Source organism: Ignavibacteria bacterium, from assembly GCA_041649015.1.
GTDB lineage: Bacteria > Bacteroidota > Ignavibacteria > Tepidaquicellales > Tepidaquicellaceae > CAIKZJ01.
Genome location: JBAZNU010000003.1, coordinates 23,187 through 38,612, shown reverse-complemented (window position 1 = coordinate 38,612; position 15,426 = coordinate 23,187). Strand labels below are relative to the sequence as shown.

Genomic DNA, 15,426 nt, shown 5'->3' with positions numbered 1-15,426 from the left:
ACTCCCGCGTTTAACGAGCGGGAGTTTTAAATTCATAAACGGATTAAATCCAACCTCTATCTTTACAAGCGTGAACAACCCTGTCAACAGCTATAACGTATGCAGCGTCTCTCATATAAAGCTTTTTCTTTCTGGAAAGTTCACTTACAGCAAGGAAAGCAGCTGTCATCTTAAGGTCGAGCTTGCTTAAAACCTCTTCCTTTTCCCAGTAATAATTCATGTTGCATTGAACCTGTTCAAAATAGCTGCAAGTCACACCGCCTGCATTAGCGAGGAAGTCCGGAATGACCATAAGACCTTTTTGCTTTATGACAGCATCTGCTTCGGGTGTTGTGGGACCGTTTGCACCTTCTGCAATAACCTTAACCTTGTTACTAATCTTCTTAATAGTCTCGCCCGTGACCTGATTCTCGAGCGCACATGGAAGAAGAATATCAACATCCTGTTCAATCCAGGCTTCACCGGGAAGCACCTGATATCCGAGTCCTTTAGCTTTTTCTTTATCTATACCGCCGAATTTATCAGTAATCCCCCGAAGAGTGTTTCTGTCAATGCCGTCTTTCTTAACAAAAGTATAAGATGTTTGGTCTTCCTGGTCCCAGCAGGAGACTGCTACAACTTTACCTCCGAGCTTAGTGTATAAATCAATAGCATGCTGTGCAACGTTTCCAAAACCCTGAACACTTGCAGTAGTGTTTTTAGGATCAATCTTCATCTCCTTTAAAGCTTCGCGGAGAGTGAAAATCACACCGTAACCCGTTGCCTCAGTTCTACCGAGTGAGCCGCCCATCCCGACCGGTTTACCTGTAATGAGACCGGGATATTTTGCACCATTGATAGCTTCATACTCATCGAGCATCCATAGCATGTGCTGAGCGTTAGTCATAACGTCAGGAGCAGGTACGTCTCTGAGCGGACCGATATCTTTAGAAATTTGTCTAACCCAGCCTCTGCAAATCTGTTCCTGTTCTCTCATGCTTAGATTGTGCGGGTCACAGATGACGCCACCTTTAGAACCGCCGAGCGGAATATCAACAACAGCGCATTTCCAGGTCATCCACATAGAAAGAGCCTTAACGGTATCTATAGTCTCCTGGGGGTGGAATCTTATCCCGCCTTTGCTGGGACCGCGAGCGTCGTTGTGCTGACAGCGAAATCCTTTAAAAACTTTCGAAGTACCATCGTCCATTTTAATAGGTATAGAGACGTGGTATTCTCTCATGGGTGTTCTAAGCAAATCACGAGTTGCCTGGTCTAAATTTAAAATCTCGGCTACGTTATCAAACTGTGCCTGAGCCATTGCAAAAGCATTGAAATTTTTTGTTGCCATTTTGTTAGTCCTTAAAATGTTTATATTGTAGAATTTTGTTTAAGTAGATGAATCAGATATATGCAAATATATCAAGATTAATCCGCATTTACAGTATAAAAATTAATAACCCTGTAATCTATGAGGGAAAATCTGATGGAGAAAATGAGCGAAATGAAATTACAGTTTTATATTATTGGGACATGTTTTAGAGCCAAGCAGGAGCTAAATAAGGTGCAAGAAGGAGATAGTTAGAGCGAAGTTGACGTGGAGGTAAAGTGCGTTTAGAGTGGTTGTGGAGCGGTAAATAGATTAAATATATGTTTTATTATATAATATTTGGGGTGTTTTAAGTGATAATCTATAAAAGAGCAGGGGAAAACTTCGATTTTGAATCGTTATTAATACTAACAAAGTGTTCAATTAATTTGTTCCAATATACAATAATTTTTTGTAATTGTCAAGAGACGATATTATATAAATTTATAAGATAAAAAAGAATGTTGTCCGCGATACTGATTAAAGAAAGAAGAATGCATTAACAGTATTTTTTACATTTCTACTATGTTGCAATATGTATAAATTGCAATTTATTAAATGAACAGAAAATCGGAACTGAAATAATGTTCCGATAAGGTTAATATTTAAAAATTACGGGAGATTTATAGAGTTGTTAGATTTATTTATTGGAAGTTTATTATTAAGCGTAACACATGCATTGATACCGAACCACTGGTTTCCGATTGCGGCGGTAAGCAAATCAGAAAACTGGACGAAACGGGAGACAATGAAGGTGACAATGCTGACAGGATTTTTACATACTTTAAGTACGGTAATTATAGGAATATTAATCGGGTTCATAGGATACAAGCTACAGCACGAGGTTGAAGATGTGGCGACATATTACGCACCGATAATATTAATAGGACTGGGACTGTTTTTTATTATAAAGAATTTGAGGAACAAATCACACACGCATTGCCACATCAATCCAGAGCAGATAAAGCAGGCATCTAAGAAATCGAAGGCTGCGATAGTTACTGCTTTAAGTACGATGATGTTTTTTTCGCCGTGTATAGAAATAGAGGCATATTATTTCACGGCAGGACGCGAGGGATGGGCCGGAATAATAATGTTATCTCTAATATATCTTTTTGTAACGGTTGCTGTAATGATAGTAGTTGTGGAACTGAGCAGGAAGAGTCTGAACTCATTGAACATGAAACTTCATTTTCTTGAACATTACGAGAAACTAATAACAGGAATAATATTGATAATATTGGGTATTGTTTCATTCCTACCTTTTTTAACTCACCATCATTAATTAATAATGGATAGAAGTTTTGAGGTGATAGTAGCGGGCGGCGGTATAGTCGGCCTGGCTACAGCTTATACAATTCTGAAAAAGAACAAGAATATTAAACTACTTCTTATAGAAAAAGAGCCGGGGGTTTCACGGCATCAGACGGGAAACAACAGCGGAGTGATACATTCAGGGATTTACTATAAGCCGGGTAGTTTGAAGGCGACGAACTGCATTAGGGGTTATAAAATGCTGCTGGACTTCTGTGATGAAAATGCAGTGACTTATGACATATGCGGGAAAGTGATTGTTGCGACAGATGATTCAGAGATACCAGCGATGATGACTCTTTATGAAAGAGGAAACGATAACGGTTTGGAGGGGCTTAAAATACTGAACGAGACGGAGCTAAAGGAGCTGGAGCCTTATGTGACTGGCGTTAAGGGGATATTTGTTCCGCAGACGGGTATAATAGACTACAAGGTTGTATCGAATAAAATTTACGAGAACATTTTAAGTCTCGGAGGGAAGGTTATTTTTGAAGAAAAACTTACGATGATAAAAGAACATGAGTGCTCGGTTGAGGTAAGAACAAATAAGAATTATTACACTGCAAATAAACTGATAACGTGCTGCGGTTTGCAGGCAGATAAGGCTGCGGGGCTTAACAACAAGAATTTAAGAATAAGGATCATACCATTCAGGGGAGAGTATTATAAGATAAAGAAAGAGAAATCTTATCTTGTGAAGAATTTAATTTACCCTGTGCCCGACCCGAATTTTCCATTTCTTGGTGTACATTACACAAGAAAGATGAACGGAGAAATTGAAGCGGGACCGAATGCGGTATTTGCTTTTAAGAGAGAGGGATACAAAAAGTTTGATATTGACTTTGGAGATTTGATTAACAGTTTATCGTGGAGAGGTTTTCAGAGGGTTGCGGGGAAGTTTATGAAAACGGGATTGATGGAGTATTACAGGTCGTTTTCAAAACCGGCATTTACCCGTGCACTTCAAAAACTTACACCTGCAATAACCAAAAACGATTTAGCAGAAGGTGGAGCGGGTGTAAGAGCTCAAGCATGCGATATAGACGGGAAGCTTGTTGATGACTTTTTGTTTATAGAAAATAAGAATGTTCTGCATGTTTGCAATGCACCATCGCCTGCGGCGACGTCGTGTTTAGCTATTGGAGAGGCGATTGTTGAGAGAGTGAGTGGGGAGTAATTATACACCTCCTTCCCAAGCAAAAACTTGGGAAGGAGAAATAACATGTTTATATATAATTATTTAATAATGTTTAGTTTTTTCATGCACTTCTTAATTCTGTCGAAGGTTTCCGGTATATTATTATCGAGACCGAAAGAGAATCTGATTAGACCTTTACCGAGACCAATTTTTTTCTGCTCGTCTTCGGGTATTTCTGATGAAGTGCTATGGCTTGGCGAGCTGAATAGAGTTTTGAAATAGCCGAGTGATACTGCAAGGTAGCCAACTTTTTCGAGCTGCATCATTTCCATAAGATTGTTTGCTTTAACTTCATCGAGGAGGTCTATAGCAACAATACCACCGAAGCCAAATCCTTTGTTCATCATTGATAATAAGGTGTTATGACCTTTGTGGTTTTTGAAGCCCGGATAATAAGTTTTAATGCCGAGTTTTTTAAACTGAGTTGCCATGTACATTGCATTCCCGCTATGTTTTTGAAGTCGAAGATGCAAAGAATGAAGATTCTTGAGAATGCTTGCGGCGCGGGTGCTATCGAGTACGGTACCGAGAAGCATCGAAGCACCGCTGTTGACATCGTTCAGTTTTGAAATAAAATCATGAGAAGAGCAAATACATCCTGCGACGCAATCGCTTGTACCGTTAATATATTTGGTCATGCTATGAATCACTACATCGGCACCAAGCCTTACGGGAGATACAATCATAGGCGAGAAAGTATTATCGACAACTAGCTTAGCTTTTGCTGATTTAGCAATTTTAGAAAGCTTAGGTATATCGGCAATTTCAAGGAGCGGATTACTGATGGTTTCGCAATAGATAACTTTAGTTTTCTTAGTTACCGCACGTTTAACTTGTGCAAGGTTTGTGATGTCAACGAATTTAACTTTAATATTAAACTTCGGAAGGAAGTTTTTAAATAAAGCATAAGTACCGCCATAGATAGTATGGCTAGAAATAATTTCGTCACCAGCATTACATAGCTGCATAATGGCACAGTTGATTGCGCCCATACCAGAGGCAGTAACCTGTGCAGACTCAGTATCTTCGAACCTTGCCAGAGTATCGGAAAGATATTTATTAATCGGATTCCAATGACGCGAATAGAGGAAGCATCCCTCTATCTCATGTTCAAAAATCTCTGACATTTTATCGGTAGAAAGAAACGTAAAAGTTGAAGAATCAGTTATTGACGGATTCACGTCACCAAATTCGCCAAACACAAGATAATCATGAATGGCAACACTGGGGTCAAATTTTTTCATAATCGTGATATTTAAATATTAAAAGAACTAGTTGTTATTTTCTTCTTTTTTGTCGTTATCGTCGAACAGCATTCTAACGGACGGGGTATATTTATCGTCATACTGACCAGACTTCACAGCCCACAGGAAAGCCGCCAAGAATCCAAGTGCGACGAGAACGCTTACTCCAATTAAGACAACAATGACAGACATTATTTAAGATTACGTTTTTTAGACAGATAGTTTGTTGCTACCACACAAAGTACAACAACTGAGATTGAACTTACAGGCATTAAGATTGCCGCAATAATCGGCTTCAAAAGTCCCTCAACAGCAAAAAAAAGAGCAACGATATTGTACAAAAACGAAAGGGCAAAGCTAACGATGATTACCTTAACGCTGTCCTTTGAGAAACGCAGCAAATCAGAAATTTTTGAAAGCTCGGAGGAGTTCAAAATACCATCGCAGGCAGGGGAGAAATTAGTAACATCTTCGGAAATTGAAATACCCACGCTGCTTTGTTTGAGTGCACCGGCATCATTAAGTCCATCGCCAATCATCAGGACTTCCTGTCCCTCATTCTGCAAAGCTTTAATGTATTTAAGTTTGTTTTCAGGTGACTGGTGAAAATGCATATGCAAAGGGTCTTTAAAGAAAGACTTCAGAAAGCTTCTTTCGCTTTCGTTGTCGCCAGAAAGCAAATGAAGTTCATAATCTTTTTCAAGATTATTTATCAATTCCGATAAACCCTGTCTGTATGCATTACTGATGCTGAAATAACCGAGATAATCATTGTCGATGCTTAAGAATACTTTTGATGAGTTTACTTCGCCAGTCATTCGGGAAAGAGGTTGAACATCATTAACAAAACTTTCGGAACCGAGTTTAACAACATGATTGCCGAGTGTTCCGACAATTCCAGCGCCTGTAAATTCCTTATACTCTTTAACCTCAATTATTTCAAAATCTGATAAGAACTCAAAAATTTTCCGGCTTAGCGGATGAGTTGACTGAGTAGATAAAGATTTAACAAGAATTAACTGATTATAATCAAGTTGAGAGCCAATGAAAACTATCTCAGATTTTGTGCTTTGAGTTAAAGTACCTGTCTTATCAAAAACTACAGATGTAATTTTTGAAAGTTTTTCTATTACGTTTGTATTTTTAATATAGAATTTATTCCGCCCGAAAATTCTCATAACATTTCCATAAGCAAACGGAATTGCAAGAGCAAGAGCACATGGACACGCCACGATGAGGATTGCTGTAAATACATTGACCGCCATGTCAAAGCTAACGGGCATCCAATACGCAGCGGATGCAAATGCCAGAGTCAGAACGGCAAGAGTAAAATATTTACTAATAGCATTGGAGAAACTAACGAGCCTGCTATCTTTAACCCTCGTGAAAGCATCACTATTCCACAGCTGGGTCAGGTAGCTTTGAGAGACCTCTTTCAAGACTTCGAGTTCAACTGCACTGCCAATTTGCCTGCCTCCGGCATAAATAATTTCTCCAAGAACCTTTTGAACCGGAAGAGACTCTCCAGTAACGAAGCTGTAATCAATATTGCCCTCTCCCCTGAACAGAATGGAGTCGGCAGGAATGACCTCGTTATTTCTAACATAAATTCTATCCCCCACTTTGAGATTAGCGAGAGGAATAGTTTTGTGGTTTACAGATTTAATAACAGTTACAGAAAGAGGAAAATATGATTTATAAGATCTTTCAAAACTCATAGCCTCATAAGTTTTGCTTTGGAATATTTTTCCAATGAGAAGAAAGAAAACAAGACCGGACATGGAATCCATGTACCCTGCGCCTGACTGAGTTACTATTTCAAAAACACTTCTTATGAAAACAGTAAAAATACCGAGGAACAGAGGGAAATCGATATTAATAATTTTATTTTTCAGACCTTTATACGCTGACAAATAATACTCCGAGCTTGAATAGAAGAAAACAGGCAAAGAGAGAAACAGATTTAAATATCCGAACAATTTATGAAACTCCGGATCGGTTAACTTTTCAAGTCCGAGATATTCCGGAAAACTAAGAAGCATAATATTCCCGAAACAAAACCCTGCAACACCGACTTTGTAATAAAGGCTTTTAATATGTTTTTGTTTTGATTTTCTTTCCGTTGCATCGAGGTTAATAAGCGGCTCATAGCCAAGAGAATCGAGTAGTTCGGCAATTTTTCTGATAGAGGTTTTTTCTTCAAGAAATTTGAATACAAGTTTCTTCTGAGGAAAATTCACCTGAGAATGAGTGATCCCGCTATCGAGTTTATAAAGGTTTTCGAGCAGCCATATACACGAACTGCAGTGCATCTGAGGAATAAAGAAAGTTGCAGTACTAATTTTACCGTCGCTGAAATCGAGCATTTGCTTCTTCGTAATTTCATCGTCGAGATACTCATATTTTATATTACTTCTGACGGAAGGTGAGTTACCAGGTTGATTTTCCAAATCATAATACTTGCAGAGGTTATTTTCCTGCAGAATTTCGTACACGAGCTTACAGCTGCGGCAACAGAATTTCTTGTCGTCGATATTGATTGAATCGTCCTTACAAATATCACCACAGTGGAAACAGAGAATATCTTTTCCTGCATTTACAGAGTCAGAGCTCATAGAATCAGAAGTGTTTAATTATCGGATACATAGGAATCAATCATTTTGTAAAATTCCTCTTTTACGAATGGTTTTGACATATAGTTATCCATACCAGCGGACAAACATTTTTCCTTGTCAGCTTTAACAGCATAGGCAGTAATCCCGATGATAGGAATGTGTTTACCCGTACCTTTTTCAATTTCTCTGATAATAGAAGTAGCTTCCAAGCCGTCCATAATAGGCATTTGAATATCCATTAATATTAAATCAAACCTTGATTTTTCGAGTACATCGAAAATCTTAAGACCGTTTTCAACAATAGTAACGTCATAATTTTTCCGCGAAAGAAGTTCTTTTACCAGCCTCTGGTTGACTATATTATCTTCGGCAACGAGAATACTTACCTTTTCTTTAGGTTTTTCTGTTTTCTGTTTTTCCGGAATATCCTTTGTGGGTGCTGATTGCTGATAATCAACAACCTCCTTTGCGGATATTTCAAACGGAAGATTAACGGCTATTTCAGAACCTTCATTTAAAATTGTTTTAACGGACATTTCACCATCCATTAAAGCAATAAGATGTTTAATAATTGGGACACCGAATCCGTAACCTGAATAGCGAAAATTTTTATCAAGAATAGTTTTTCCTGATTCGTCAAGAGACCCGAATAAGTTTTTCACTGTATCCGCATCAAAGCCTCTCCCTGTATCTTTAACAGTAATGCACAACGAGGCTTTGTTGTTTATCCGTTTAATCTCGGTTAAGGAAAGAGCAACGGTTCCTTTATCTGTGTATTTAATAGCATTCTTAGCAAGATTAATAAGAATCTGATTTATACGAAGCGGGTCGCCGTGAATATTATAATTAATTTTAGGGTCGATGTTAACGGTCAATGCTACATTTTTCCTTTTCGCTTCGAACTCAAGAATCTGGGAAGTTTTCTGCATAAGTTCATTTATTGAGAACTCAATGGATTCCAGTTTCAACTGTCCGCTTTCGATTCTTGAGAAATCGAGGATGTCGTTAATAATAGCAAGCAGAGTGCTAGAGGAATAATTAATAATATCGAGATACTCTTTTTGCTCTTTAGTAAGGTTTGAAAGCATCATCAGTTCTGTCATTCCGATAATCCCGCTCATTGGAATCCGAATTTCCTGGCTCATGTTTGAGAGAAACTGGGATTTAGCATTATTCATTAATTCTGAATACGCCTGAGCTTTTTGTGCTTCCTCATATTTTTCCTTATAATTAATCTCACTGACCGGTTTTTCAACGGGCGGTTGTATTTCTTTCTTTAAGAACTGACTTATAAGGAAATAAAATACCACGGAAGTAATGACTGCAAAGGAAATCCCGAGCACGATATTGCTTAATGTATCTTTATAAGAGTTAATCATAAACACCACAAAAAGCATACTCAACAAAAGATAAATAAACGTGATTTTAAGAGCAGCAGCAGAATAGTTGTTTTTCTCTTTAGTCATATTACGGAATATTAGTTAACCTTAATTTATGCAAAATGAATACTTTATGCAATTATAAAGAAATAAAATCTATTAAAACATTCAAGAGACTATCATATTCATTTAATTTTATCGAGCTCTTTTTTAAGATAAGAAATAGCGTTAACGGGTGTCGGGTTAACTCCGTTTAGAATTGCGAGATAATAACTTACCCAATCACCAAGAAAAATAAGGTCAAAAATACGAGCGAGTTTAGATTTACAATCACTGCTTAGATGAAGAATATTAGCTGCATGTTTTTTTAATATCTTTTCGGTTATTTTCATACGCATTTTAATGCGTGGATTATCAAAAATATCTTCAAGGAATATAACGTTAATTTTTTTAAGGATATCTTTGTTCAATTTCCAGCCTACAAGTTCATTATGGTTCATTTCGGGATAGAGATTTCCGTAAGAAAGTATTTTTGCATTCTCAGAAATCTGACCACGCCAGCGTAAATTCACAACGTCGAGAACATCTACCGAGGAATAAATAACAGGAAGTTTATCTTTTAGTAAAGCAGCAATCTGTAGTGCCGGGTTAGAATCGAATGTAAGGTTTGAAAATTCATCAAGGGACTGTTCGAGTACAACCAGGGTTTCGTTTATATCTGCAGATTTATCTTTAATAAATTTCAATTTTGTGAACAAAACAAGGAGAGTAAAGAAAGAATATCCGAGAGCGCATCTGGGCTGCAGACCGCCGGGAATTTTCACAAGAAGTTTCTTGTGCTTTTTAGCAAGCTTCTCAACCACTCCACCGCTTGAAATACAGATAATTCTGCATTTCCTTTTGAGTGCATCATTAAATGCCGAAATAGTTTCTTCGGTATTACCTGAATAAGAAGATATAATTGCAAGAGTATCTTTCCCTGCAAATTGGGGAAGAGTATAGTTTCTATTCACAAAAACGGGGACACTGATTTCATTTGCTACAAAACTTCTCAGCAAATCGCCTCCTATAGCAGAGCCACCGAGACCATTAACAATAACATTTTTCAAATTTCTAGCACTAACCTTATTTGTTTTTACTTTAGCGGCTATATCCACCGCATTACAAATCTGAACGGGGAAATCGTAAAGTACTTTAAACATATTTTGCTTATCAATACGAGAAATAATCTTTTTATTAATCATAATATTTGGGGTTTGATTTTACTGTCAAAAAAATTATTTATATTCTTTGTTATTTCTTCTTCCGTGGACAGTTTCAGCAATTTATCAACCAATTCTCTTGATTCAGCAAAGCTAATTAACCTAACTACTTGTTTAATTTCGTTAAACATTGAAGGCAGGACACTTAGCTCATCTAAACCAAGTCCAACAAGAACGGGTACTGCGAGAGGAACGGAGGCAAGCTCTCCGCATATACTAACTTTAAGGTTTTGCTTCCGTGCTCCTTTGACGATTTTATCGAGTGCACGAATAACCGCCGGATGGAATTGCTGGTAAAGATGAGAAATATATTCGTTTCCCCTGTCCACTGCGAGAATGTATTGAATAAGGTCGTTTGTACCGATGCTGAAGAAATCTACTTCAGTTGCAAGCTCCTCTGCGAGAATGAATGCAGAAGGAACTTCGAGCATTATGCCGAGAGGAATATTTTTGTCATAATATACACCTTTTTTATCGAGGGACTTTTTAACATCTTTAAGCAATTCTTTTGTCTTTCTTACTTCATCCAAAGAAGCAATCATAGGAAGCATTATCTTTATATTTTTCTTTGTTGATGAAATCAGAATAGCTTCAAGCTGCGATTTAAAAATCTCAGGGCGATCGAGACACATTCTAATACCCCTCCATCCGAGATAAGGATTCAGTTCTTTATGATTTTCCGTAAACACTTTATCACCTCCAAGGTCATAAGTACGTATAGTAACTTTCTTTGGGAAAGTAATGTTTGAGATGTGGGTATAATCTTCAATCTGTTCAGCAACAGAGGGAAAATCACCTTTTTCCATGAACAAGTGTTCGGTGCGATAGAGACCGATACCACAATTGCCGCAATTCCGCAGGAATTCTGTTTCTTCAAGAAATTCAATATTGGCAGTTATTTCTATCCGCTTTTTATCAGTAGTTTCACACGGTTTAACAGTCAGTTCACCGAGTAATTGAGCGTGATATTTATATTCTTTCTGTTTTTGCGAATACAACTCGATTGTTTTTTCAGTCGGGTTAACAATAACCGAGCCTTCAGAGCCGTCAACAATAACGCTGTCGCCAGAATTAATGTGCTTAGAAATAACTTTCAAGCCAACTACAGAGGGAACACGCAAGGCACGCGAGATAATTGCCGCATGAGAAGTAACACCGCCTGTATCGGTAGCATACCCCATAACTTTTCTTCTGCTAAAGAGAATTGTATCGGCAGGAGAAAGTTCATGAGCGAAAATAATAGAGTTTTCTTCAACTTTGGAAACAAGCTTATCACGTTTCATATTACGGATAACGCGGTTTTTCACGTCTATCATATCAGCATAGCGTTCGTGCATATATTGATTTTCCGATTTGAGAAAAAGGGCAACGAGTTTTTCAATTTCGTCGTTGAAGACAAAACCTGCGGAATGGAGTTCCTTTCTAACCCTGTTTATAACGCTTTCCAGGAAAATGTTGTCCTTTAAAATTTCAAGCTGAGCTTCGAATATTTTCGAATTCTTCTCGCCAATTCTTTCAACGGAAATTGCATAGATTTTGTTAAGCTCTTTCAGTGATACCTCCACGGCATTCCTAAGCATATTAACTTCGCTGTCGACTTCCGACGGATTAATAACGGCAGTATTAATATTAATCTGCTGGCGTTTGTACAAATATGCTTTGCCGATTGATATACCCTGTGATGCGGGTATTCCTTTATATGTTTTTTCTCTATGCAATTGTTCTGAATTACTAATAAAATCAAGAATTACGGATAAAAAATCAAAGTATAAATAAATACATCTTGGATTTATTAAATATATTTATGTTTGAAGAAACATGTATTATTTTATTGAAACATTATGAGTTTATTAAGCGTTTAAATTTTATATGGATAACACAGCGAGACTAAAGCCGAAACTAACGTATTTGGAGAATCTTCTATTTTCAGTATTCAGGAAAGAACGGGTTTTCATGGCTGTAATTAGCATTGTGGCGGTCTTATCGATATATACGTTGTTTGTGCTACTGTTATCGGGAGTTGAAGCTGTATTTCAGCTTTCTGCAGCGGCAAGGAAAGTGGTTTTCTTTTTATACATAATAACACTTCTCACAACCATCACATATATAATACTCTCTTACGTACTCAGCGTTAACAAGAACAGGTTTGACTCTGTTAAATATTCGCTGCAAATCGGGAGGTTTTTACCGGATATAAAAGATAAATTGGGAAATGCGATTTCAATATGCAAGAATACCAACATCGGAGTATATTCATCAGAAAATCTTGCAGAGGTGAATCTTGAAAAAGTATATCAGGAATCAAAGACGGTAGATTTTAATGTCATTATTGATGTTCAGAAGCTGAAAAAATATGCAGCGATATTTTTTGCTTTGCTGCTCACTACTATTATGCTGATAGTGCTTGTACCGACACTATCAAAAGCATTTAACAGACTTATAAATTATAATACAGAATTTAACAATACTTTCTTAAACAACACGACGGAAGAAGAAGACGGATTTATCAAAAGGTTTTATTTAACGATAGAATATCCTGAGTACACAAAGCTTCCCGAAAAAACACAGGAAGAAAACAATGGGGACGTTGTCTGTTTAGAGGGTAGCATAATAAATATAACTGTTGAGAGCGTTTATAATCTAAGTTATGCGTCAATTATGTATAACGGAACAGAGACCCCATTGAATATTTCCGGTATTACGGCTACGGGAGAATTCAGAGCGGACAAAGACGGGGAATATTATATTCTATTAAAAAATACCGAGGGAAAAGAAAACCTCAAGAGGAAAAAGTATTCAATAAGAGTTCTACCGGATGAACCTCCGAAAATAACCATTGTACAGCCGAGGGATGCAAACTATTCTTTATTTAACGAGAAAGAAATTGAACTTAAGACTATAATAAGCGATGATTACGGATTCTCGAAGCTTGTTTTATGGTTCAGAAGCGGTAATAATGTGTCCGCGGCAGGAGGTAATTTCAACCAGATAGAAATACTTATAGAGAATAAAGATGCAACATCGCTGGAAGTATCTTATTTGTGGCTTCTTAATTTTAGCTCCAGGGGGATGCAAACAGAATATTACATGGAGGTAACAGATAATTCCGGCAAGTCAGCAAAATCCGATTTAAGAAAACTCACATTTGCAAAAAGTACTGAAGTGCTAAAGAAATTCGAGAGTTCGACGAGGGAAATAAAATCTGATTTCCAAGCAGTACTTGATGAGATTAAAGATTTACAGAAAAACATAAACGAAATAAAGAAGACTCAAGAAGAAAATGCAATAAACGAACAGAGAAAAAAGGAACTTCAGAACAAGGTAGAGAATCTGCAGAAAAACCTCGAGAATGCACAGAATAAAATTGACCAGACTTTGAACGACCTGAAGCAAAATCCGAATTTAAGCGAAAAGACGCTTGAGCAATTTATGAAGTTACAGGAGCTGTTTCAGAGAATTAACACACCAGAATTCAGGGATATGTTAAGGAAACTTCAGGAGGCGATGAAGAAGAGCAACGAAGAAATGAAACGTGATTTAGACAATCTTAAATTTGATGAAGAAACATTTAAGAAACAACTTGAGCAGGTAATGGAGCTAATGAAGCAAATAGAGAACCTGCAGAAGATGGGAGAGCTTACGCAGAAACTTGATGACATTACAAAAGCACAGGAAGAACTTCGTAAAGAAACAGAGAACGCAGATAAAAATAATGAAGGAAAGATGAACACGCTGGGTGATAAGCAGAAACAGATACAAGAGAATTTTAACAAGCTGAAAGAAGATATGAAGAAGCTTACAGAGAATATGAAAAACACAAAGGGAGAAATGAGCCCTAAAGAATTGGAAGATCTCTTAAAAAAGATGAATGAAAGGAAGACGGAGGATAAAATGAAACAATCCTCTAAAGACTTATTCAAGCAGCAGAAAGAACTATCGGAAAAGACACAAGAAGAAATATCAAAAGACCTTGAAGAGTTTAACGAACAGATGCAGAGTTCATTAGAAAGTGCAATGAGCAATATGGATACACAAAATAAGATGATGGACAAACTTAAGCAAATCAAGAAGAACCTGGAAGAACTAAGTGAGAAGGAACAGGATATAAAAGACGAGACGAGTAAATTAGACAAAAGCGATAAAGAGGATTTTAACGATCTCGCAAAAGATCAAGGAGAAATACAACAGGAGTTATCGAAAAATATTAATGACCTAATGAATGCGACAAAGGACGGGATGCAGGTTTCTCCAGAGCTTGGAAAGGAACTGGGGAATTCATACAATAAGATGAATAAGGCTGGAAAGGATTTAATGCAAGGAGAGAAAAACAGCGCGATGAGCAATCAGGGCAAAGCAAAAGAATCGCTTGATAATGCAGCAAAGATGCTCGGAGATATGCTTGACAAAATGGGTAAACAGCAAGGAAAGGGGAGCAAAGGCGACGGCAAGATGGGTCAGCTAATGCAAAAGCTTGCAGAGATAATCGGACAGCAGCAAGGTGTAAACGGTAAGATGAACAAGATGGGACAGGACGGACAGGTAGGAAGAGACGGAAAGGGAGGTAAGGAAGAACTTTCACAAATACAGAAGGAACAGCTCGACAGATTACGAATTGAACAGATGGAGGCACAGAAATCACTTGAACAACTAAATGAAGAATTTGAAAGAGAACAACAAAGATCAGGAGAAAAACTTTTAGGCGACCTGAAAGAAGTTGAGAAAGAAATGCAGGAAACCGTAAGACAATTAAGCGAATATGAGGTTGATGAGAAACTATTTGAGAGACAGAACAGAATACTTTCGAGGATGCTTGATGCAAGACTTTCGCAAAGAGAAAAAGACTTTGAACAGAAAAGGGAGTCTAAGCCGGGAGAAAGTTACAGCAGACAATCACCAAGAGAAGTTGTAATAAGCGGACCGAGAACGGAGAACTCGCTAAAAGAGGAGCTGTTGAGACTGGAGAAAGAGAGTTACTATGAAGATTATGAAAAATTAATACTGGAATACAACAAGCTGATTAAAAACAGATAACCGACCGGCCTGACCGAATAATTCCCTTTTATAAT

The 15,426-nt window shown here is 37.5% G+C and carries 10 protein-coding genes; 3 read left to right on the top strand and 7 right to left on the bottom strand.

What is annotated here, in order from left to right; translation table 11 throughout:
• Positions 1–43 precede the first annotated feature (43 nt).
• Positions 44–1,330 carry a Glu/Leu/Phe/Val dehydrogenase gene (locus tag WC644_05990; GenBank protein MFA5011488.1) on the bottom strand — a complete coding sequence of 429 codons (1,287 nt, stop codon included), beginning with the start codon at positions 1,328–1,330 and terminating at the stop codon, positions 44–46.
• Between the two features lie 649 nt (positions 1,331–1,979).
• On the opposite strand from WC644_05990, the gene WC644_05985 reads away from it, so the two are divergent.
• Together WC644_05985 and lhgO are read left to right on the top strand one after the other, a co-directional pair.
• Entirely contained in the window at positions 1,980–2,633 is a 654-nt protein-coding gene (locus tag WC644_05985) for a hypothetical protein (protein MFA5011487.1), read from the top strand.
• A 6-nt stretch (positions 2,634–2,639) separates the two neighbouring features.
• Entirely contained in the window at positions 2,640–3,839 is a 1,200-nt protein-coding gene (lhgO, locus tag WC644_05980; protein MFA5011486.1) for an L-2-hydroxyglutarate oxidase, read from the top strand.
• A 59-nt stretch (positions 3,840–3,898) separates the two neighbouring features.
• Here lhgO and WC644_05975 read toward each other — a convergent pair whose 3' ends face one another.
• The 6 genes from WC644_05975 to ptsP all read right to left on the bottom strand — a co-directional run bounded on the left by WC644_05975 (position 3,899) and on the right by ptsP (position 12,078).
• Positions 3,899–5,104 carry an aminotransferase class I/II-fold pyridoxal phosphate-dependent enzyme gene (locus WC644_05975; protein MFA5011485.1) on the bottom strand — a complete coding sequence of 402 codons (1,206 nt, stop codon included), beginning with the start codon at positions 5,102–5,104 and terminating at the stop codon, positions 3,899–3,901.
• A gap of 27 nt (positions 5,105–5,131) precedes the next feature.
• Complete coding sequence (gene ccoS / locus WC644_05970) at positions 5,132–5,296, bottom strand: cbb3-type cytochrome oxidase assembly protein CcoS (protein ID MFA5011484.1); 165 nt, start codon at positions 5,294–5,296, stop codon at positions 5,132–5,134.
• Complete coding sequence (locus tag WC644_05965; protein MFA5011483.1) at positions 5,296–7,719, bottom strand: heavy metal translocating P-type ATPase metal-binding domain-containing protein; 2,424 nt, start codon at positions 7,717–7,719, stop codon at positions 5,296–5,298. The genes ccoS and WC644_05965 overlap by 1 nt, the downstream gene beginning before the upstream one ends.
• Before the next feature lie 14 nt (positions 7,720–7,733).
• Positions 7,734–9,185: a response regulator gene (locus WC644_05960; protein ID MFA5011482.1), complete on the bottom strand. Its 1,452-nt coding sequence runs from the start codon at positions 9,183–9,185 to the stop codon at positions 7,734–7,736.
• Between the two features lie 98 nt (positions 9,186–9,283).
• Positions 9,284–10,342 (bottom strand): bifunctional phosphoglucose/phosphomannose isomerase, encoded by a 1,059-nt coding sequence (locus WC644_05955; GenBank protein MFA5011481.1) that lies wholly within the window; start codon positions 10,340–10,342, stop codon positions 9,284–9,286.
• The gene (ptsP, locus tag WC644_05950) at positions 10,339–12,078 is read right to left on the bottom strand and encodes a phosphoenolpyruvate--protein phosphotransferase (GenBank protein MFA5011480.1); all 1,740 of its coding nucleotides are present in this window, start codon (positions 12,076–12,078) and stop codon (positions 10,339–10,341) included. Before ptsP ends, WC644_05955 begins: the two co-directional genes overlap by 4 nt.
• A 151-nt stretch (positions 12,079–12,229) precedes the next feature.
• On the opposite strand from ptsP, the gene WC644_05945 reads away from it, so the two are divergent.
• On the top strand, positions 12,230–15,391 hold the full coding sequence (locus WC644_05945; GenBank protein ID MFA5011479.1) for a DUF4175 family protein: 3,162 nt from the start codon (positions 12,230–12,232) through the stop codon (positions 15,389–15,391).
• Positions 15,392–15,426: the final 35 nt, after the last annotated feature.